Here is a 20850-nt window from a genome sequence, read left to right as displayed (position 1 = left end):
CCGGCACCGGATTGTGCTAACTCCGACGGGAGCAAATCCGTGAAAGATTTATTAAAGTTTCTGAAAGCGCAGACTAAAACCGAAGAGTTTGATGCGATCAAAATTGCTCTGGCTTCGCCAGACATGATCCGTTCATGGTCTTTCGGTGAAGTTAAAAAGCCGGAAACCATCAACTACCGTACGTTCAAACCTGAGCGTGACGGCCTTTTCTGTGCGCGTATTTTCGGGCCAGTAAAAGATTACGAGTGCCTGTGCGGTAAGTACAAGCGCCTGAAACACCGCGGTGTGATCTGTGAGAAGTGCGGCGTTGAAGTGACCCAGACCAAAGTGCGCCGTGAGCGCATGGGCCACATCGAGCTGGCGTCTCCGACTGCTCACATCTGGTTCCTGAAATCACTGCCGTCCCGTATCGGTCTGCTGCTGGATATGCCGCTGCGTGATATCGAACGTGTTCTGTACTTCGAATCTTATGTGGTTATCGAAGGCGGGATGACGAACCTGGAACGTCATCAGATCCTGACTGAAGAGCAGTATCTGGACGCGCTGGAAGAGTTCGGTGACGAATTCGACGCGAAGATGGGTGCGGAAGCTATTCAGGCCCTGCTGAAGAGCATGGATCTGGAGCAAGAGTGCGAGCAGCTGCGTGAAGAGCTGAACGAAACCAACTCCGAAACCAAGCGTAAAAAACTAACCAAGCGTATCAAACTGCTGGAAGCGTTCGTTCAGTCTGGTAACAAGCCAGAGTGGATGATCCTGACCGTTCTGCCGGTTCTGCCGCCAGATCTGCGTCCACTGGTTCCGCTGGATGGTGGTCGTTTCGCAACGTCCGATCTGAACGATCTGTATCGTCGCGTGATCAACCGTAACAACCGTCTGAAACGTCTGCTGGATCTGGCTGCGCCGGACATCATCGTACGCAACGAAAAACGTATGCTGCAGGAAGCGGTAGATGCCCTGCTGGATAACGGTCGTCGCGGTCGTGCGATCACCGGTTCTAACAAACGTCCTCTGAAATCTTTGGCCGACATGATCAAAGGTAAACAGGGTCGTTTCCGTCAGAACCTGCTCGGTAAGCGTGTTGACTACTCCGGTCGTTCTGTAATCACCGTAGGTCCATACCTGCGTCTGCATCAGTGCGGTCTGCCGAAGAAAATGGCACTGGAGCTGTTCAAACCGTTCATCTACGGCAAGCTGGAACTGCGTGGCCTGGCCACCACCATCAAAGCCGCTAAGAAAATGGTTGAGCGTGAAGAAGCTGTCGTTTGGGATATCCTGGACGAAGTTATCCGCGAACACCCGGTACTGCTGAACCGTGCACCAACCCTGCACCGTCTGGGTATCCAGGCATTTGAGCCAGTCCTGATCGAAGGTAAAGCTATCCAGCTGCACCCGCTGGTTTGTGCGGCATATAACGCCGACTTCGATGGTGACCAGATGGCTGTTCACGTACCGCTGACGCTGGAAGCCCAGCTCGAAGCGCGTGCGCTAATGATGTCTACCAACAACATCCTGTCTCCAGCGAACGGTGAGCCAATCATTGTTCCTTCTCAGGACGTTGTACTGGGTCTGTACTACATGACCCGTGACTGTGTTAACGCCAAAGGCGAAGGCATGGTGCTGACTGGCCCGAAAGAAGCTGAGCGTATTTATCGCGCTGGCCTGGCCTCTCTGCATGCGCGCGTTAAAGTGCGTATCACCGAATACGAAAAAGATGCAAACGGCGAATTCGTTGCGAAAACCAGCCTGAAAGACACGACCGTTGGCCGTGCCATTCTGTGGATGATCGTACCGAAAGGTCTGCCTTTCTCCATCGTCAACCAGGCGCTGGGCAAGAAAGCGATCTCCAAAATGCTGAACACCTGTTACCGCATTCTGGGCCTGAAGCCGACCGTTATCTTCGCTGACCAGACTATGTACACCGGCTTTGCTTATGCAGCGCGTTCAGGTGCATCTGTTGGTATCGATGACATGGTCATCCCAGAGAAGAAACACGAGATCATCTCTGAAGCGGAAGCTGAAGTTGCTGAGATCCAGGAGCAGTTCCAGTCTGGTCTGGTTACCGCGGGCGAACGCTATAACAAAGTTATCGATATCTGGGCAGCGGCGAACGATCGTGTATCCAAAGCGATGATGGACAACCTGCAGACCGAAACCGTGATTAACCGTGACGGCGTAGAAGAGCAGCAGGTTTCCTTCAACAGCATCTACATGATGGCCGACTCCGGTGCGCGTGGTTCTGCAGCACAGATTCGTCAGCTGGCAGGTATGCGTGGTCTGATGGCGAAGCCAGATGGCTCCATCATCGAAACGCCAATCACCGCGAACTTCCGTGAAGGTCTGAACGTACTCCAGTACTTCATCTCCACGCACGGTGCGCGTAAAGGTCTGGCGGATACCGCACTGAAAACCGCGAACTCCGGTTATCTGACGCGTCGTCTGGTAGACGTTGCGCAGGATCTGGTTGTGACCGAAGACGATTGTGGCACCCTCGAAGGTATCACCATGACCCCGGTTATCGAGGGTGGTGATGTTAAAGAGCCACTGCGCGATCGCGTACTGGGTCGTGTGACCGCGGAAGACATCCTGAAGCCGGGCACCGCAGACATTCTGGTTCCACGCAACACCCTGCTGCACGAACAGTGGTGTGACCTGCTGGAAGCGAACTCTGTTGACTCCGTGAAGGTGCGTTCCGTTGTATCCTGTGACACCGACTTTGGTGTATGTGCGCACTGCTACGGTCGTGACCTGGCGCGTGGCCACATCATCAACAAAGGTGAAGCCATCGGCGTTATCGCGGCACAGTCCATCGGTGAGCCGGGTACACAGCTGACGATGCGTACGTTCCACATCGGTGGTGCGGCATCTCGTGCGGCTGCTGAATCCAGCATCCAGGTGAAAAACAAAGGTAGCATCAAGCTCAGCAACGCGAAATCGGTTGTGAACTCCAGCGGTAAACTGGTTATCACTTCACGTAACACCGAGCTGAAGCTGATCGACGAATTCGGTCGTACCAAAGAGAGCTATAAAGTGCCTTACGGTGCGGTTATGGCGAAAGGTGATGGCGAGCAGGTTGCCGGCGGTGAAACCGTTGCAAACTGGGATCCACACACCATGCCGGTTATCACCGAAGTAAGTGGTTTCATCCGCTTCACTGACATGATCGACGGCCAGACCATTACTCGTCAGACTGACGAGCTGACCGGTCTGTCTTCTCTGGTGGTTCTGGATTCTGCTGAACGTACTACCGGTGGTAAAGATCTGCGTCCTGCACTGAAAATCGTTGATGCTCAGGGTAATGACGTTCTGATCCCAGGTACCGATATGCCTGCGCAGTACTTCCTGCCGGGTAAAGCGATTGTACAGCTGGAAGATGGCGTACAGATCAGCTCTGGTGACACCCTGGCGCGTATTCCTCAGGAATCCGGCGGTACCAAGGACATCACCGGTGGTCTGCCACGCGTTGCGGACCTGTTCGAAGCACGTCGTCCGAAAGAGCCGGCAATTCTGGCTGAAATCAGCGGTATCATCTCCTTCGGTAAAGAGACCAAAGGTAAGCGCCGTCTGGTTATCACTCCAGTAGATGGCAGCGAACCGTACGAAGAGATGATTCCTAAGTGGCGTCAGCTCAACGTGTTCGAAGGTGAACGCGTAGAACGTGGTGACGTGGTTTCCGACGGTCCAGAAGCGCCGCACGACATCCTGCGTCTGCGTGGTGTGCATGCTGTTACTCGTTACATCGTTAACGAAGTACAGGACGTATACCGCCTGCAGGGCGTTAAGATTAACGATAAACACATCGAAGTTATCGTTCGTCAGATGCTGCGTAAAGCAACCATCGAAAACGCGGGCAGCTCCGAGTTCCTCGAAGGCGAGCAGGTGGAATACTCACGCGTCAAGATCGCTAACCGCGAACTGGAAGCGAACGGCAAAATCGGTGCGACCTTCTCGCGCGATCTGCTGGGTATCACCAAAGCGTCTCTGGCAACCGAGTCCTTCATCTCTGCAGCATCGTTCCAGGAAACGACTCGTGTCCTGACCGAAGCCGCTGTTGCAGGTAAACGTGATGAACTGCGCGGTCTGAAAGAGAACGTTATCGTGGGTCGTCTGATCCCGGCGGGTACCGGTTATGCGTACCATCAGGATCGTATGCGTCGTCGTGCTGCAGGCGAACTGCCAGCTGCACCGCAGGTTACTGCTGAAGATGCATCCGCGAGCCTGGCAGAACTGCTGAACGCAGGTCTGGGTGGCTCCGACAACGAGTAATCGTTGAGTCGCTAATAAAAAACCCGCTTCGGCGGGTTTTTTTATATCTGCAAAATTTCAGTTTACTAATGGGATCCGTCGATACAGCTCAATCATATCGCCCGCCAGGTCCTGTATGACCATGGCGTTCATCAGGTGATCCTGCGAGTGGACGGTGATCAGGTTAACCGGAAGCTTCCCGGTCCCTTCATCAAGACCGATAAGCTGTGTCTGTATGGTGTGCGCATGCTTCACATATTCCCGCGACTCTTCCATCGCTTTTTCGGCTTCGTCAAACTCACCTTTACGCGCCATCTGCAATGCCGTCAGGGCCGCACTGCGCGCCGCGCCTGCGTTAACAAGCAGTTCCATAATCGTGGTTTCTAAGTCTTCCATTATGACTCCAGAAGTTTGAGCGCTTTATCCAGTACGGCATCACCTTTCATCATGCCGTAATCCATCATGTCGATCACCGCGACCTTTTTGCCCAGCGGGTCGGCCTGCGCCTGTAATTTAGCCTGCTCGTATTTAACCTGTGGCCCCAGCAATACGATGTCGGCCGTTGCGATATTGTCTTTAAACTCCGCAACCGGAACGGCTTTAATGGTGACTTCAACCCCTTTTTTCTGCGCGGCGTCTTTCATACGTTGAACCAGCATGCTGGTTGACATTCCCGCTGCACAGCATAAAACGATGTTCTTCATAATCAGCCTCGATCTACATGTGTTTATTGATAATTATCCCGTGCAGACCGCTTCAACAACCGCTTTACCGCGATTGTGTGTCAGGCATCACAAAGAAACAGGCGTTTTTCTGAAACCGGTTACAATTTTACATTGGCGGGTACCCTGACCGTCGAAACGGGCAGGGTGAAAGCGAGAGGATTAGCTGATGGATGTGCGAACGATTCGATTTTTTCCCTGCTGTTTGGCGCTGTAGAGGGCGTTATCAACGCTTCCGACAAATTGTTCCAGCGGTTCAAAATGCCACTCCCCAAGACCGCCGCTGAACGTAACCCGCAGGTTTTCTTCCCGCCAGAGGCGTTTTTCAACGGCGGTACGCCACGCTTCCAGTAATGAGAGCGCGGAAGACATCTGCTCCGCCTGGAAGATTACGGCGAACTCTTCTCCGCCATAACGGTAAACCGAGACGTGATGTGGCTGCATAATCTGGATCCCTTCACGAGCCACGTTGCGCAGAACGATATCACCGGTCAGGTGACCCAGCGTGTCGTTAATTGACTTAAAGTTATCAATATCCACCAGCGCCATCGCGAAGGGTTGCTGGGCATTCAGCAGCTCTGCGATATCGCTGTCGAACGCGCGGCGGTTTTTACAGCCCGTCAGCGCATCGTGGGTGGCCTGGCGCACATACGCCATTTCGCGCTCTTTATTGGACTGAATCGTGTGGCTCAACATCGCTTCCAGGCGCGGCGCCTCGTTAACATCGCCGGTTTTGATGGCATTGATAATGTGCATCAGCACGCTACGCGAGGCGTGGCGGAGGTATAAGCCGAAAAGGATGATGATGATGGCCGCCAGCGCAAACCCCCAGCCAACGATCGTCGTTTCGTGGCGGGTGATATCGGTGAGCGTCGCACCGGATACCCGATAGATGACAAACCAGTCCGGGTTGGTAAACGAGTAATAGTAATACCAGGCGTTGCTTTTCTTGTCGTAAAGATGGCCTTCACCGCTGGTCATTTTGTCCATCAGCGCTTCGCTCACGTACTGCTTGAAGAGCGCGCCGGTATCCGGATGCAGCACCACAGCACCGTCGCGTTCGACGACGAAGAATTCCCCCTGAACGGGTGCCACCATCTGACGCAGGGTATAGCCCATTGACGTCAAATCAAGATGAAAGGCGATCGTTCCCTTCAGTCTGCCTTCCGGCGAGATCAACGGCTTATAAAGTGTCACCGTCGGATGGCCGGTGAAGTAGTCCATGTAGGGACGGGTATAGTGGCTGAAGATGCTGGCTTCCGCCTGAGCGACAAACCACGGCCGCGTTCGGGGATCGAAGGTTTTACTCTTCTCCGTGGGGAGCACCTCCGGTGCGCGCAGATAATGCCCCTGCGTATCGGCAAGCGAAATGGAGGAGACGGTCGGCATCAGGTTCTGCAAATGCATGACCATCTGCAGCCCCTGCGTCGGGTTAAGGTTTAGCGTCTCGTTTAGCCTGTCGTCACGCGCAAAGTACATCGCGGAACGGCCCAGAATATAGTCGTTTTCACGCAGGATAGATTCGGTGTAGTTCACCGCCAGGTTGTGCGTGAAGTTGCTATTGATCTTATGATAATCCTCAAGAAAATCCTTTCGTTGCGAAAGCGTCACCGCGATCGCGATCACCGCAAAACTGCAGAGGATCCCCGCAAAGCTGAGCATAATGGGCCGGGTAAAAGAGAGCTTTTTGCTGTGAAGTGCCATGAGCTGTACATCGTTCCTGATGGTGAATACTTTTCGTCTGCCGATATCCTCTCAGCATAGTCGCTGTCCTGCGGTTAGCGGTGAATTATACGGCACGCGATTTTTGACAGGATGATTTATCTTAAGAACCATTAAGAAAATACTTATTAAAATGGCATGAGCCGTTTGTGCAATGAACCAGAGGCAGGGCGAAACGAGGAAGAAGCTTTTCGCCCTGGTCAGCATCCGTTGCTGACCGTGTGACAATAAAAAACCGGACGATCGCTGACAATCTTCCGGTTTTGCCTTTTCGTCGCGGCTCGACAATTTTTTAACGTGTTGCAGTGCGTTTCAACGTCACTGCGAGGCTCTTCCCAGCCAGCTGTCCCAGTCTTTCCAGACGGGCTGAAGACCCTGCGCCGTCAGGGCGGCGGCGACCGCTTCCGGGCGTCGTCCGTCATGGGGTGCAAATTGTTCCAGTTCCGGATGGTCGTCGGCGTAGCCGCCAGGCTGCGTTTTGGAAAACGCGCTGACGTTGTTAATCGCAATCGGGATGACGCGATCGCGAAATGCCGGAGACTCGCGCGTTGAGAGCGATAATTCCACTTCCGGAGCGAGCAGGCGAAACGCGCAAATGGTCTGCACCAGCTGGCGTTCATCCATCAGCGAAGCCGGTTCAATTCCTCCCGCGCAGGGACGCAGGCGCGGGAAGGAGATGGAGTATCGGCTCTGCCAGTAGTGCTGCTGCAACCACAGCAGATGTTCCGCCACCATGTAACAATCCACCCGCCAGCTGTCGGAGAGCCCGATCAGCGCACCCAGACCGATTTTGTCGATACCGGCGCGACCCAGCCTGTCCGGCGTTTCCAGGCGGAAGAAGAAATCCTGTTTCTTGCCCTTCAGGTGGTGTCGGGCGTACGTCGCCTCGTGGTAGGTTTCCTGATAGACCATGACGCCGTCCAGCCCGAGCGTTTTGAGCTCCGCGTACTCCTCCTGCGACAGAGGCTGCACTTCCATCTGCAACGACGCAAACTGACGACGAATGGCGGGAAGGTGCCGACGGAAATAGTCCATTCCCACTTTCCCCTGATGTTCGCCCGTGACCAGCAAAAGATGTTCAAAGCCCATTTCACGGATGGCCGCACACTCACGGGCAATCTCAGCCTCATCGAGCGTTTTACGCTTGATGCGGTTGCTCATGGAGAAACCGCAGTAGGTGCAGTCATTGGCGCACAGGTTGGAGAGATAGAGCGGCACGTAGAAGCTCACCGTGTTGCCAAACCGCTGGCGGGTAAGCCGCTGCGCTCGCTGGGCCATCGGTTCGAGGTAGGCGCTGGCCGCCGGGGAGAGCAGGGCCATCAGATCCTCGCGGGTCAGATGACGGGCCTGCAGCGCGCGCTCCACGTCAGCCGCCGTTTTGCTGTTGATACGCAGGGCAATGTCGTCCCAGTTAAGCTGGCGCCAGCGCTCGGTAAACGTGCTCATGAGATCGCCTCCAGAAAACCGGTCAGCGGGCTGGTGGCCTGCGCCTGGAAACTGCGCGAGCCGGGGCCGGATCCTTTTGCCAGCAGGCCGGCCTCCACGGCCAGGCGGAATGCACGCGCCATCATGACCGGATCGTCGGCAACCGCGATAGCCGTATTCACCAGCACCGCGTCGGCGCCCATCTCCAGCGCCTGCGCGGCATGGCTGGGCACGCCAATGCCCGCATCCACCACCACCGGTACGGTGGCCTGTTCAATAATGATTTCCAGCATCGCGCGGGTCTCCAGCCCCTGGTTAGAGCCAATGGGGGCCCCCAGCGGCATGACGGCGGCGCAGCCGACCTCTTCCAGCCGTTTGCACAGGACAGGGTCGGCTCCGCAGTAAGGCAGGACGGTAAACCCTTGCTGCACCAGCTTTTCAGCCGCTTTCAGCGTTTCAATCGGATCGGGCAGCAGCCAGCGGGCATCCGGATGGATTTCCAGCTTCAACCAGCGGGTGCCGAGCGCCTCCCGTGCCAGTTGTGCGGCAAAAATCGCCTCTTCTGCCGTTTTGGCGCCGGAGGTGTTGGGCAACAGCGTGACGCCCGCTTCCAGCAACGGAGCCAGAATGGCATCGCTGTGATGGCGCAGATCCACGCGCTTAAGCGCCAGCGTCACCAGCTGGCTGCCGCTTTCGCGAATGGCCTCCACCATCAGCTGCGGCGAGGCGAATTTTCCGGTTCCGGTAAACAGATGCGAATCAAAATCCTTATCGGCAATACGTAACATCTCAGCCCCCTGCGATAACCTGAAACAGCAGGATCTGGTCGCCTTCATTGACCTGCTGATGTTCCCACTGCTCGCGCGGCAGGATCTGTTGATTGAGCGCCAGCGCCGTTCCCGGCTTGAGCTGACGCAGCTTGTCGAGCAGTGCGGCAACGGTGAGCCCGTCGTCGCAGCTCATCGGCTCATCGTTAAACAGAATGCGCATCGCGGCCTCCGCACACCGGGCAGTGGCTGGCGCGATGCAGCGCCAGATGACGCCAGCCGCTGGAGCGGGCATCAAACAGCCGCAGCGTATTGCGTTCCGTCTCCATGCCGCTGAGCAGCTTGATGGCCTCCAGCGCCTGCATCGTGCCCATCACGCCGACCACCGGACCCAGAATGCCCGCCGTACGGCAGTTGCGCGTCGGCTCGGCATCGTCCGGCCACAGGCAGCGATAGCAGCCCTGCGTCCACGGTGGCGTCAGAACCATCATTTGCCCGCCGAACCCCACCGCGCTGGCGGTGATAAGCGGCGTGTGATTTGCCACGCAGGCGGCGTTGATCGCCTGGCGCGTCGCCATGTTGTCGGTACAGTCCAGCACCACGTCGGCAAGGGCGACTTCACGGTGCAGGCTTTCACCGCCAAGCCGCTCCTGTAGGGCAATCAGTTCGATATCCGGGTTAAGCTGATGCAGCCGCTGCCGGGTGATCTGCGCTTTCGGCTGGTTGATATCCTCGGTGGTAAAGAGGATTTGTCGCTGCAGGTTGCTGAGGTGGACCTCGTCGTCGTCGGCCAGCACCAGCGTGCCGATGCCCGCGCCTGCCAGATAGAGCGCGGCGGGTGCACCTAATCCCCCCAGGCCAACAATCAGCACCCGGCTGGCGAGCAGTTTTTGCTGCCCGTCGATGGCGATATCTTCCAGCAGAATCTGACGGCTGTAGCGCATAAAGTCGCGATCATTCATCGCCTGCTCCTGCCAGCTGTAACAGCTGTTCGGTGGCGGCCTGCCAGTCTGCGGCCTGGGTGATGGCGCTGACGACGGCGATGCTGCCCACGCCGGTCTCCAGCACTGCCGGGGCGCGTTCCAGGCTGATTCCGCCGATGGCGACGGTGGGGTAGTCGGCAAGGCGTTTAACGTGACCCGCCAGTTGCGTCAGACCCTGCGGAGCGGAGGGCATCTGCTTGGTTTGCGTCGGGAAGACGTGACCGAGCGCGATGTAAGAGGGACGGGCCGCCAGGGCCACGTCGATCTCCATGTCATCGTGTGTTGACACACCAAGACGCAACCCGGCGTCACGGATTGCGCTCAGATCCGTTGTTTCCAGGTCCTCCTGACCCAGATGCACGCCGTACGCCCGGTGCTTAACGGCCAGCCGCCAGTAGTCATTGATAAACAGGCGGGCGTTATACCGACGCCCCAGAGCAATGGCGGCAACCACATCGGCTTCCACCTCCTCATCGCGTTTATCCTTGATGCGCAGCTGGAGGGTGCGAACGCCTGCCTCCAGCAGGCGCGCTATCCACGCCACGCTGTCCACCACCGGATAGAGCCCTAAACGGTAGGGAACGGGTGGGAAATCGGGCTGGTACATTACGCCTCCTCTTTTTTGAGGTAGATTTCGCCGCCTTTGGCGCGGAAGGTTTCGGACATGTCCGCCATACCCACTTCAATGGTTTGCGTGGCGGCGTAGTCGCGCACCTCCTGGCTGATTTTCATCGAGCAGAACTTCGGCCCACACATGGAGCAGAAGTGCGCGACTTTGCCCGATTCCTGCGGCAGGGTTTCGTCGTGATAGGCGCGGGCGGTGAACGGATCCAGCGCCAGGTTGAACTGGTCTTCCCAGCGGAATTCAAAGCGCGCCTTCGACATGGCGTTATCACGGATTTGCGCGCCCGGGTGGCCTTTGGCCAGATCCGCCGCGTGGGCGGCAATTTTGTAGGTGATCAGCCCCTGCTTCACGTCCTCTTTGTTAGGCAGGCCGAGGTGCTCTTTCGGCGTCACGTAGCAGAGCATGGCGCAGCCGAACCAGCCGATCATCGCCGCGCCAATGCCTGACGTGAAGTGGTCATAGCCCGGCGCGATGTCGGTGGTCAGTGGCCCCAGCGTGTAGAACGGCGCTTCGTGGCAGTGCTCCAGCTCTTCGGTCATGTTGCGGCGGATCATCTGCATCGGCACGTGTCCCGGGCCTTCAATCATCACCTGCACGTCATACTCCCAGGCGATTTTGGTCAGTTCGCCCAGCGTGTGCAGCTCGGCAAACTGCGCTTCGTCGTTGGCGTCGCGGATGGAGCCCGGGCGCAGGCCGTCGCCCAGCGAGAGGGAGACGTCATAGGCGGCGCAGATTTCGCAGATCTCGCGGAAGTGCTCGTAGAGGAAGTTCTCCTGGTGATGGGAGAGGCACCACTTCGCCAAGATCGAACCGCCGCGCGAGACGATGCCGGTCAGACGCTTCGCGGTCATCGGCACGTAACGCAGCAGCACGCCCGCGTGAATGGTGAAGTAGTCGACGCCCTGCTCGGCCTGCTCCAGCAGCGTGTCGCGGAACGCTTCCCAGGTCAGGTCTTCGGCAATGCCGTTGACCTTCTCCAGCGCCTGATAAATCGGAACGGTGCCAATCGGAACCGGGCTGTTACGCAGGATCCATTCGCGGGTTTCGTGAATATAGCGGCCGGTGGAGAGATCCATTACCGTGTCCGCGCCCCAGCGCGTTGACCAGACAAGCTTTTCAACCTCTTCTTCGATGGAGGAGGTGACGGCCGAGTTACCGATGTTAGCGTTGACCTTCACCAGGAAGTTGCGGCCGATAATCATCGGCTCGGATTCCGGGTGGTTAATGTTGGCGGGGATGATCGCGCGGCCTGCGGCCACTTCGTCACGCACAAATTCCGGCGTGATGTTCTCCGGCAGGCGTGCGCCAAAGCCTTCGCCCGGGTGCTGGTAGCGCAGCACTTCGCTGCGGATACGCTCGCGGCCCATGTTCTCGCGGATGGCGATGAACTCCATCTCCGGCGTGACGATCCCCTGGCGGGCGTAGTGCAGCTGCGTCACGCATTTGCCCGCTCTGGCGCGTTTTGGCGTCAGCAGGCCGGTAAAGCGCAGCGCGTCCAGACCGTCGTCGGCCAGGCGTTCTTTGGTGTATGCAGAACTGCGTACGCTCAGTTCTTCGCAGTCGTTACGCGCCTCTATCCACGGCTGGCGCAGCTTTGCCAGACCCTGCTGGACGTTAATAGCAACATCAGGATCGCCGTACGGGCCGGAGGTGTCATACACCGGCACGGCTTCGTTGTCTTCATACTGCGGATTCTCTTTGCTGCCGCCGATAAGCGTCGGGCTGAGCTGGATTTCACGCATCGGGACTCGGATATCGGCCTGCGAGCCGGAAATGTAGATGCGTTTCGAGTTCGGGAAAGCGGTGCCTTCCAGGGTGTCGATGAAGTGTTGGGCCTGTGCACGCTGTTCGCGGCGGGTCAGTTTTGCAGTAGACATAGCTCATTCCAAAAGTGAAGGACATGGCTTGTCAGACGACGGATGAAGCAAGAGAGGATCGCCCGGGGGGGCGATACAACAGCAGTGTGACTCTTGTTCCCTTCGCAGGTATTAACCTGATCAGGTTCCGCGGATCCCGAATTAACGGTCTCAGCCCGGCTTTCGCTCTGGGCACTCCGACAAGAAAAATCCCCCTCGTGAGAGGGGCGAATGGTTGTAAATTACTCGTTAACGATTAAGAACTCAAGCCGGGCGCGCGATGTTATCTTCGGGGCTGGCGTCCAGGACGAGGCTAATCAGCTTATCTTCCAGCGTGAATCGCTCTTCCAGCGCTTCGCCAAGGTCGGAAAGCGCCTGCTGGAACTCAAGATAGTTATCGTGATCGATGGCGTTCTCAAGCGTGGAATCGTAGTAATCCATGATCTGCTGGGTGTTGGCTTCCAGCAGCGGACAAAGCTTGCTGGCCGCTAAATACGGCGTTGTCCCTTCCATTTCGCGGATAATGCGTTCATAAATATTGAAATGGCCGTCGGACAGATAGTCGACCAGGCTCTGACAAAAATCATCCAGCGCTTTTTCATTCAGCCGCATAAACGATTCTTTGCCAGGCTTAAGACCGACCAGATTGTAATAAGCCACGAGTAGATGCTTGCGCACATGTAGCCAGCGATCCACCAGTTTGTTACTTCCTCTAACGCGCTCAGTCAGGCTTTCTAGCTGGTTTAACATGGTCGACTCCGCAAAGTGTAGGATTGAATCTGCTCATCCAGAATGTAACCACAATGCTAACAACATGTCAGTGAAGCGAAGGTAGTGCAATAGATATGGATCGTATTATTGAAAAATCAGATCTGGGTTGGTGGATCGTCAGTCACGAACAAAAATTATGGTTGCCCGGTGGAGAGCTGCCCTACGGTGCGGCGGAAACGTTCGATCTCGTGGGCCAGCCTGCGCTGAAGATCGGCGAGTGGCAGGGTGAACCCGTGTGGTTGATCCAACAATCGCGTCGTCTGGATATGGGATCCGTTCGCCAGGTGTTGGATCTGGACGTAGGCCTGTTCCAGCTGGCGGGGCGGGGCGTGCAGCTGGCGGAGTTTTACCGTTCGCACAAATACTGCGGCTATTGCGGCCATACCATGCACCCGAGTAAAACCGAGTGGGCGATGCTCTGCAGCCACTGCCGCGAACGTTATTACCCACAAATTGCGCCGTGCATTATCGTCGCTATCCGTCGGGATGACTCTATTTTGCTTGCACAGCATACCCGCCATCGCAACGGCATTCATACCGTGCTGGCCGGGTTCGTCGAAGTGGGCGAAACGCTGGAGCAGGCAGTGGCGCGCGAGGTGATGGAAGAGAGCGGAATCAAAGTGAAGAACCTGCGCTACGTCACCTCCCAGCCGTGGCCGTTCCCGCAGTCGCTGATGACGGCCTTTATGGCCGACTATGACAGCGGCGAGATCGTTATCGATCAGAAAGAGCTGCTGGATGCGAACTGGTATCGGTATGACGATCTACCGCTGCTTCCCCCACCGGGCACCGTGGCGCGTCGGCTCATAGAAGATACCGTAGCGATGTGTCGGGCCGAGTATGAGTAGTGTTACACTGAGGCCATGACGCTTAAGGAACTGCAAAAATGACCGAACTGAAGAACGATCGTTATCTGCGTGCGCTGCTGCGCCAGCCCGTTGATGTCACCCCGGTGTGGATGATGCGCCAGGCGGGACGCTATCTGCCAGAGTACAAAGCCACGCGCGCGCAGGCGGGCGATTTTATGTCGCTGTGCAAAAACGCCGAGCTGGCCTGTGAAGTGACGCTCCAGCCGCTGCGCCGCTTCCCGCTGGATGCGGCGATCCTCTTCTCGGATATTCTGACCATTCCGGATGCGATGGGCCTTGGCCTGTACTTCGAAACCGGTGAAGGCCCGCGTTTTACCTCTCCGATCAGAAGCAAAGCCGACGTGGACAAACTGCCGATCCCCGATCCGGAAGGCGAGCTGGGCTACGTGATGAACGCCGTGCGCACCATTCGCCGCGAGCTGAAAGGTGAAGTGCCGCTGATTGGCTTCTCCGGCAGCCCGTGGACGCTGGCGACCTATATGGTGGAAGGGGGCAGCAGCAAAGCCTTCACCCTGATCAAAAAGATGATGTACGCCGAGCCGCTGGCTCTGCATGCGCTGCTCGACAAGCTCGCGAAGAGCGTCACGCTCTACCTCAACGCGCAGATTAAAGCCGGTGCGCAGTCGGTGATGATTTTCGATACCTGGGGCGGCGTGCTGACCGGGCGTGATTATCAACAGTTCTCCCTGTATTACATGCATAAAATCGTTGACGGCCTGCTGCGCGAAAACGAAGGCCGCCGCGTGCCGGTCACGCTGTTCACCAAAGGTGGCGGTCAGTGGCTGGAAGCCATGGCGGCAACCGGCTGTGACGCCCTGGGTCTCGACTGGACTACCGATATCGCTGATGCCCGCCGCCGCGTGGGCGACAAAGTAGCGCTTCAGGGCAATATGGACCCGTCCATGCTCTATGCGCCGCCTGCCCGCATTGAAGAAGAAGTGTCGACTATACTGTCTGGTTTCGGCCAGGGGGAAGGCCACGTCTTTAACCTCGGCCACGGTATTCATCAGGATGTGCCGCCAGAGCACGCAGGCGTATTTGTGGAGGCGGTGCATCGGCTTTCTGCCCAGTATCACAAGTAAGGAGTCGTTATGGATCTCGCGTCGCTACGCGCTCAACAAATCGAACTGGCCTCATCGGTGATCCGCGAGGATCGTCTGGATAAGGATCCTCCGCAGTACATTGGCGGAGCCGACGTCGGGTTTGAGCAGGGTGGGGACGTGACGCGAGCGGCGATGGTGGTCCTGAAATACCCTTCGCTCGAGCTGGTGGAGTACAAGGTCGCGCGTATTGCCACCACCATGCCGTACATTCCGGGCTTTCTCTCCTTCCGCGAATATCCCGCGCTGCTGGCTGCGTGGGAGCAGCTTTCGCAAAAACCTGACCTGCTTTTTGTCGATGGGCACGGTATCTCACACCCGCGCCGTTTAGGCGTTGCCAGCCACTTTGGGCTGCTGGTGGATGTGCCGACCATCGGCGTCGCCAAGAAACGCCTCTGCGGCGCCTTTGAACCTCTTTCAGCCGAGCCGGGTGCGCTGGCGCCGCTTATCCATAAAGGCGAGCAGCTGGCGTGGGTCTGGCGCAGCAAGGCACGCTGTAATCCGCTGTTCATCGCCACCGGCCATCGGGTGAGTATGGACAGCGCCCTGGCGTGGGTACAGCGCTGCATGAAGGGCTACCGCTTACCGGAGCCAACGCGCTGGGCTGACGCGGTGGCCTCCTCGCGTCCGGCTTTTGTTCGTTGGCAGGAAATTCAGCGATGATTCAGGTAAACTGCGCCTAATTTTCGATTCGAGAGATCATCATGCTACAAAACCCGATTCACCTGCGCCTTGAAAAGCTGGAAAGCTGGCAGCACGTCACCTTCATGGCTTGCCTGTGCGAGCGCATGTATCCCAACTATGCCGCGTTCTGCAAGCAGACCGGCTTTGGTGATGGCCATATCTACCGCCGCATTCTGGATCTGATCTGGGAAACGCTGACGGTGAAAGACGCGAAGGTGAATTTCGACTCTCAGCTCGAAAAGCTGGAAGAGGCGATCCCGGTGGCGGATGATTTTGACCTGTACGGTGTCTACCCGGCAATTGATGCCTGTGTGGCGTTAAGCGAATTGCTCCACTCCCGCCTGAGCGGTGAGACGCTGGAGCACGCTATCGAAGTCAGTAAAGCCTCTATCACCACCGTGGCGATGCTGGAAATGACCCAGGAAGGTCGCGAGATGACCGACGAAGAGCTGCGTGCGAACCCGGCCGTTGAGCAAGAATGGGATATCCAGTGGGAGATTTTCCGCCTGCTGGCAGAGTGTGAAGAACGCGACATTGAGCTGATAAAAGGGTTGCGCGCGGACTTACGTGAGGCCGGTGAGAGTAATATTGGTATAATTTTTAACCAATGAGATAAGAAAACTTGAGATAACGCCCGTTTTGTCGCTCCTCGACTCTTCCCTTTCGACCCTTGTCTGGTCTACATTTGGGGGGCGAAAAAAAGTGGCTATCGGTGCGTGTATGCAGGAGAGTGCTTTTTTGGCATTTTCGTCGCACTCGATGCTTAGCAAGCGATAAACACATTGAAAGGATAACTTATGAACAAGACTCAACTGATTGATGTAATTGCGGACAAGGCTGATCTGTCTAAAGTGCAGGCTAAAGCTGCTCTGGAATCTACCCTGGCTGCTATTACTGAGTCTCTGAAAGAAGGCGATGCTGTACAACTGGTTGGTTTCGGTACCTTCAAAGTGAACCACCGCGCTGAGCGTACTGGCCGCAACCCGCAGACCGGTAAAGAAATCAAAATCGCCGCAGCTAACGTGCCGGCATTTGTTTCTGGTAAAGCACTGAAAGACGCTGTTAAGTAAGACGCGTGGCAGTGAACAGTTTTAGCGAAGGGGCGGCAACGCCCCTTTTGTCTTTCTGGCGCGGAACGCTCGCGCTGGCAGGCGTGCTGCTGCTGTCAGCCTGTAGTCACGACACCACTCTGCCGCCGTTTACCGCCAGCGGCTATGCTGACAACCAGGGCGCGGTCAGGATCTGGCGTAAAGATTCCGGCAATGAAGTTCATCTGTTATCTGCCTTCAGCCCGTGGCATAGCGGAAATACGTCGACGGCAGAATATCGCTGGCAGGGAGATGACCTCTCGCTGATTGAGCTGAACGTCTACAGCAAGACCCCCGAACACGTGAAAGTGCGTTTTGACGACCATGGCGAGCTGAGCTTTATGCAGCGTGAAGTCAGCGGTCAAAAACAGCAGCTTTCCAGCGACCAAATCGCCCTCTACCGTTACCGTGCCGAACAAATCCGCCAGACCAGCGATGCGCTTCGTCTGGGACGCGTTGTGCTGCGCCAGGGGCGCTGGCATAACGATGGAACGGTAACCACCTGCGAAGGGCAAACGGTGAAGCCTGAGCTTGAATCCTGGGCAACCGAACACATTCAACGCCGTCAGCGTCATTCATCAATGGACGTGAGCGTGGCGTGGCTGGAAGCGCCGGAAGGCTCTCAATTGCTATTGGTGGCGAACGAAGATTTCTGCACCTGGCAGCCGACAGAGAAGAGTTTTTGAGTTCTGTGGATTAAGCCGGATGGCGCTAACGCTTATCCGGCCTACGAACGATTCCCTCTCCCTGTGGGAGAGAGTGAGGGCGAGGAGGAATTACTCCCCCTGCTCACGCGCAATCGCGCGATAGCCGATATCCTGACGGCTAAAGCTACCGTTCCAGTGAATATCCGCCATCAGCGCATAGGCGCGCTTCTGTGCTTCTGCCACGGTATGGCCCAGCGCGGTCGCACACAGCACGCGTCCGCCGTTGGTCAGAACGCGATCGTCCTCAGCCAGCTTCGTACCGGCGTGGAACACTTTCGCACCGTCAATCTCTTCCAGCGGCAGACCGTGGATCTCATCACCGGTGCTGTAGTTGCCCGGATAACCCCCCGCAGCAATCACCACGCCGAGAGACGCACGCTCGTCCCACTCGGAGGTTTTCTCGTCCAGCTTGCCATCGCAGGCAGCCAGGCACAGCTCCACCAGATCGGATTTCATGCGCAGCATGATGGGCTGGGTTTCTGGATCGCCAAAGCGGCAGTTGAATTCGATGACCTTAGGGTTACCCTGCTTGTCGATCATCAGGCCTGCATAAAGGAAACCGGTGTAGGTATTGCCTTCTGCCGCCATTCCCTTCACGGTAGGCCAGATGATGCGATCCATGGTGCGCTGGTGGACGTCGTCAGTGACGACCGGCGCAGGGGAGTAAGCGCCCATCCCGCCGGTATTAGGCCCCGTGTCGCCATTGCCCACACGCTTGTGATCCTGGCTGGTGGCCATCGGCAGAACGTGCTCGCCGTCGACCATGACGATAAAGCTCGCCTCTTCACCGTCGAGGAACTCTTCAATCACGATGCGGTGGCCCGCATCGCCAAAGGCGTTACCTGCCAGCATATCCTGAACCGCGGCTTCGGCTTCTTCGAGCGTCATCGCGACGATCACGCCTTTACCCGCGGCCAGACCGTCGGCCTTGATAACAATCGGCGCGCCCTTCTCACGTAAGTAGGCCAGAGCAGGCTCCACTTCAGTGAAATTCTGATATTCCGCCGTCGGGATGTTATGACGCGCGAGGAAATCTTTGGTGAAGGCTTTGGAGCCTTCCAGCTGCGCGGCGCCTTCCGTTGGGCCAAAGATGTTCAGGCCCGCTGCGCGGAACGCATCCACCACGCCAATCACCAGCGGCGCTTCAGGGCCGACGATGGTCAGGTCGATTTTCTCCTGCTGAGCAAAGCTTAACAGCGCCGGAATGTCGGTCACGCCGATAGCCACGTTCTGCAGCGCGGGTTCCAGTGCGGTACCGGCGTTGCCCGGTGCCACGAAGACCGTTTTCACCAGCGGAGACTGGGCCGCTTTCCACGCCAGCGCATGCTCGCGTCCGCCGTTACCAATCACTAATACTTTCATTTTCTGCTCCGGGAATTAATGGCGGAAGTGACGCATGTCGGTGAAGATCATCGCAATGCCGTGTTCGTCGGCAGCGGCAATCACTTCGTCGTCGCGGATTGAACCGCCAGGCTGGATCACGCAGGTGATGCCGACAGCGGCTGCGGCGTCGATACCGTCACGGAACGGGAAGAAGGCGTCAGAGGCCATGGCGGAGCCTTTGACTTCCAGGCCTTCATCGCCTGCTTTAATACCCGCGATTTTCGCCGAGTAAACGCGGCTCATCTGGCCTGCGCCTATCCCGATAGTCATGTTCTCTTTGGCATAGACGATGGCGTTGGATTTGACGAACTTCGCCACCTTCCAGCAGAACAGCGCGTCACGCAGCTCCTGTTCGGTCGGCTGACGTTTGGTCACCACGCGCAGGTCGGATTCTGTCACCATACCCAGATCGCGGTCCTGAACCAGCAGGCCGCCGTTCACGCGCTTGAAGTCCAGGCCCGGCACGCGTTCCGCCCACTGGCCGCAAACCAGTACGCGCACGTTCTGTTTTGCCGCGGTGATTTTCAGCGCGTCTTCGGAGGCCGATGGCGCGATGATCACTTCAACAAACTGGCGGGAGATGATGGCCTGAGCGGTTTCGGCATCCAGCTCGCGGTTGAAGGCGATAATGCCGCCGAACGCGGAGGTCGGGTCAGTTTTGTATGCGCGATCGTAAGCTTCAAGAATCGACGTGCTTACCGCCACGCCACATGGGTTCGCATGCTTGACGATAACACAGGCCGGCTCGCTGAACTCTTTCACACACTCCAGCGCGGCGTCGGTGTCAGCAATGTTGTTATAGGAGAGCGCTTTGCCCTGAACCTGCTGTGCGGTAGCGACAGAAGCTTCTTTTACCTCTTCTTCTATATAGAAGGCCGCCTGCTGGTGGCTGTTCTCACCGTAACGCATATCCTGCTTCTTAATGAAGTTCAGATTCAGCGTGCGCGGGAAGCGGCCTGAAGGATCTTTGCTTTCACCGTGGTAAGCCGGCACCAGGCTACCGAAGTAGTTGGCGATCATGCTGTCGTACGCGGCGGTGTGCTCGAAGGCTTTGATGGCGAGGTCGAAACGCGTTTCCAGGGTCAGCGACCCATCGTTGGCGTCCATCTCATTAATAATGGCGGTGTAATCGCTGCTCTTTACCACGATGGCGACATCTTTATGGTTCTTGGCCGCGGAGCGCACCATGGTCGGGCCGCCGATATCAATATTCTCTACGGCATCTTCCAGAGAGCAGCCTTCACGCGCCACGGTCTGGGCGAACGGGTAGAGGTTAACGACAACCATATCAATTGGCGCGATGTCGTGCTGTTCCATAATGGCGTCGTCCTGACCGCGACGGCCCAGAATGCCGCCGTGGACTTTCGGGTGCAGGGTTTTGACGCGTCCATCCATCATTTCCGGGAAACCGGTGTAATCGGACACTTCGGTTACCGGCAGACCTTTATCTGCTAACAGGCGAGCGGTTCCACCTGTGGAAAGCAGCTCTACACCGCGTGCAGAAAGTGCCTGAGCGAATTCGACGATACCGGCTTTATCAGAAACACTGAGCAGAGCGCGGCGGACTGGACGACGTTGTTGCATGGTAAATCCCCTGGATTTCACGATTACAGAGAGCGTTAGATGAATTTTCCTGTGAAAAACTCATCTAACACACCTGACGAGGCATCCTTGTAAAGCGCGAGCATTTTAACGAAAACGTTTGCGCAACGCTCGCACATTTTCACTTTTTCGTATCATTGTGGATAAGTCTGTGTGTAAAAAGGTATAAGGCGGGGTTTTGCTGTGGAATGCAGCAGTCAGTCATTTTTCTGTCATTTAGCGGTTGCGGCCTGCGGAGAACTCCCTATAATGCGCCTCCATCGACACGGCGGATGTGAATCACTTCAAAAAACAGCCCGGTCGA

19 protein-coding genes and 1 riboswitch are annotated in these 20850 nt (G+C 56.9%); of the genes, 7 read left to right on the top strand and 12 right to left on the bottom strand.

All coding sequences use genetic code 11. From position 1 onward, the window contains the following. Positions 1–39: 39 nt before the first annotated feature. Positions 40–4263 carry a DNA-directed RNA polymerase subunit beta' gene (gene rpoC, locus N6P30_RS22220; protein WP_008503454.1) on the top strand — a complete coding sequence of 1408 codons (4224 nt, stop codon included), beginning with the start codon at positions 40–42 and terminating at the stop codon, positions 4261–4263. Positions 4264–4320: 57 nt separating this feature from the next. Here rpoC and N6P30_RS22215 read toward each other — a convergent pair whose 3' ends face one another. From N6P30_RS22215 to N6P30_RS22170, 10 genes are all read right to left on the bottom strand, one after another. Then, on the bottom strand, positions 4321–4638 hold the full coding sequence (locus tag N6P30_RS22215) for a PTS lactose/cellobiose transporter subunit IIA (RefSeq protein WP_008503455.1): 318 nt from the start codon (positions 4636–4638) through the stop codon (positions 4321–4323). Continuing rightward, on the bottom strand, positions 4638–4946 hold the full coding sequence (locus tag N6P30_RS22210) for a PTS sugar transporter subunit IIB (protein WP_008503456.1): 309 nt from the start codon (positions 4944–4946) through the stop codon (positions 4638–4640). The genes N6P30_RS22215 and N6P30_RS22210 overlap by 1 nt, the downstream gene beginning before the upstream one ends. A 180-nt stretch (positions 4947–5126) precedes the next feature. After that, complete coding sequence (locus N6P30_RS22205; protein WP_023294847.1) at positions 5127–6668, bottom strand: sensor domain-containing diguanylate cyclase; 1542 nt, start codon at positions 6666–6668, stop codon at positions 5127–5129. A 336-nt stretch (positions 6669–7004) separates the two neighbouring features. Then, a complete protein-coding gene (thiH, locus tag N6P30_RS22200) occupies positions 7005–8132 on the bottom strand; it encodes a 2-iminoacetate synthase ThiH (protein ID WP_023294848.1) in 1128 nt (375 codons plus the stop codon). After that, complete coding sequence (thiG, locus tag N6P30_RS22195) at positions 8129–8899, bottom strand: thiazole synthase (RefSeq protein ID WP_023294849.1); 771 nt, start codon at positions 8897–8899, stop codon at positions 8129–8131. The genes thiH and thiG overlap by 4 nt, the downstream gene beginning before the upstream one ends. Position 8900: 1 nt before the next feature. After that, positions 8901–9101 (bottom strand): sulfur carrier protein ThiS, encoded by a 201-nt coding sequence (gene thiS, locus N6P30_RS22190; RefSeq protein WP_021242959.1) that lies wholly within the window; start codon positions 9099–9101, stop codon positions 8901–8903. After that, entirely contained in the window at positions 9085–9840 is a 756-nt protein-coding gene (locus N6P30_RS22185) for a HesA/MoeB/ThiF family protein (RefSeq protein WP_008503461.1), read from the bottom strand. Before N6P30_RS22185 ends, thiS begins: the two co-directional genes overlap by 17 nt. Next, positions 9833–10468, bottom strand: coding sequence for a thiamine phosphate synthase (gene thiE / locus N6P30_RS22180; RefSeq protein ID WP_021242961.1), 636 nt, complete (start codon positions 10466–10468; stop codon positions 9833–9835). Before thiE ends, N6P30_RS22185 begins: the two co-directional genes overlap by 8 nt. Next, entirely contained in the window at positions 10468–12363 is a 1896-nt protein-coding gene (gene thiC, locus N6P30_RS22175) for a phosphomethylpyrimidine synthase ThiC (protein ID WP_023294850.1), read from the bottom strand. Before thiC ends, thiE begins: the two co-directional genes overlap by 1 nt. Positions 12364–12443: 80 nt before the next feature. Next, a riboswitch (TPP riboswitch) is annotated at positions 12444–12552 on the bottom strand. Positions 12553–12606: 54 nt separating this feature from the next. Further along, on the bottom strand, positions 12607–13092 hold the full coding sequence (locus tag N6P30_RS22170; protein ID WP_008503464.1) for an Rsd/AlgQ family anti-sigma factor: 486 nt from the start codon (positions 13090–13092) through the stop codon (positions 12607–12609). Between the two features lie 95 nt (positions 13093–13187). Here N6P30_RS22170 and nudC point away from each other — a divergent pair, with 95 nt between their 5' ends. The 6 genes from nudC to N6P30_RS22140 all read left to right on the top strand — a co-directional run bounded on the left by nudC (position 13188) and on the right by N6P30_RS22140 (position 17540). Next, positions 13188–13961: an NAD(+) diphosphatase gene (gene nudC / locus N6P30_RS22165; RefSeq protein ID WP_023294851.1), complete on the top strand. Its 774-nt coding sequence runs from the start codon at positions 13188–13190 to the stop codon at positions 13959–13961. Positions 13962–13999: 38 nt separating this feature from the next. After that, the gene (hemE, locus tag N6P30_RS22160) at positions 14000–15064 is read left to right on the top strand and encodes a uroporphyrinogen decarboxylase (RefSeq protein ID WP_008503466.1); all 1065 of its coding nucleotides are present in this window, start codon (positions 14000–14002) and stop codon (positions 15062–15064) included. 9 nt (positions 15065–15073) lie between these two features. Next, positions 15074–15745, top strand: a complete 672-nt coding sequence (nfi, locus tag N6P30_RS22155; protein WP_021242964.1) for a deoxyribonuclease V — start codon at positions 15074–15076, stop codon at positions 15743–15745. A 41-nt stretch (positions 15746–15786) separates the two neighbouring features. Further along, the gene (locus N6P30_RS22150) at positions 15787–16377 is read left to right on the top strand and encodes a YjaG family protein (RefSeq protein WP_008503468.1); all 591 of its coding nucleotides are present in this window, start codon (positions 15787–15789) and stop codon (positions 16375–16377) included. A 186-nt stretch (positions 16378–16563) separates the two neighbouring features. Continuing rightward, the gene (gene hupA / locus N6P30_RS22145) at positions 16564–16836 is read left to right on the top strand and encodes a nucleoid-associated protein HU-alpha (RefSeq protein ID WP_002445246.1); all 273 of its coding nucleotides are present in this window, start codon (positions 16564–16566) and stop codon (positions 16834–16836) included. Between the two features lie 11 nt (positions 16837–16847). Beyond that, a complete protein-coding gene (locus N6P30_RS22140) occupies positions 16848–17540 on the top strand; it encodes a DUF1481 domain-containing protein (protein WP_008503469.1) in 693 nt (230 codons plus the stop codon). A gap of 90 nt (positions 17541–17630) precedes the next feature. On the opposite strand, the gene purD is transcribed toward N6P30_RS22140, so the two are convergent. Both purD and purH read right to left on the bottom strand, forming a co-directional pair. Further along, on the bottom strand, positions 17631–18923 hold the full coding sequence (purD, locus tag N6P30_RS22135; RefSeq protein ID WP_021242966.1) for a phosphoribosylamine--glycine ligase: 1293 nt from the start codon (positions 18921–18923) through the stop codon (positions 17631–17633). Positions 18924–18938: 15 nt separating this feature from the next. Continuing rightward, a complete protein-coding gene (purH, locus tag N6P30_RS22130; RefSeq protein WP_023294853.1) occupies positions 18939–20528 on the bottom strand; it encodes a bifunctional phosphoribosylaminoimidazolecarboxamide formyltransferase/IMP cyclohydrolase in 1590 nt (529 codons plus the stop codon). Positions 20529–20850 lie beyond the last annotated feature (322 nt).

Source organism: Enterobacter sp. PL1 (genome assembly GCF_945957325.1).
In the GTDB taxonomy this organism is placed as follows: domain Bacteria; phylum Pseudomonadota; class Gammaproteobacteria; order Enterobacterales; family Enterobacteriaceae; genus Enterobacter; species Enterobacter roggenkampii.
The sequence above is the reverse complement of the archived record's forward strand: the minus strand, read 5'-3'. Positions and strand labels throughout refer to the sequence as shown.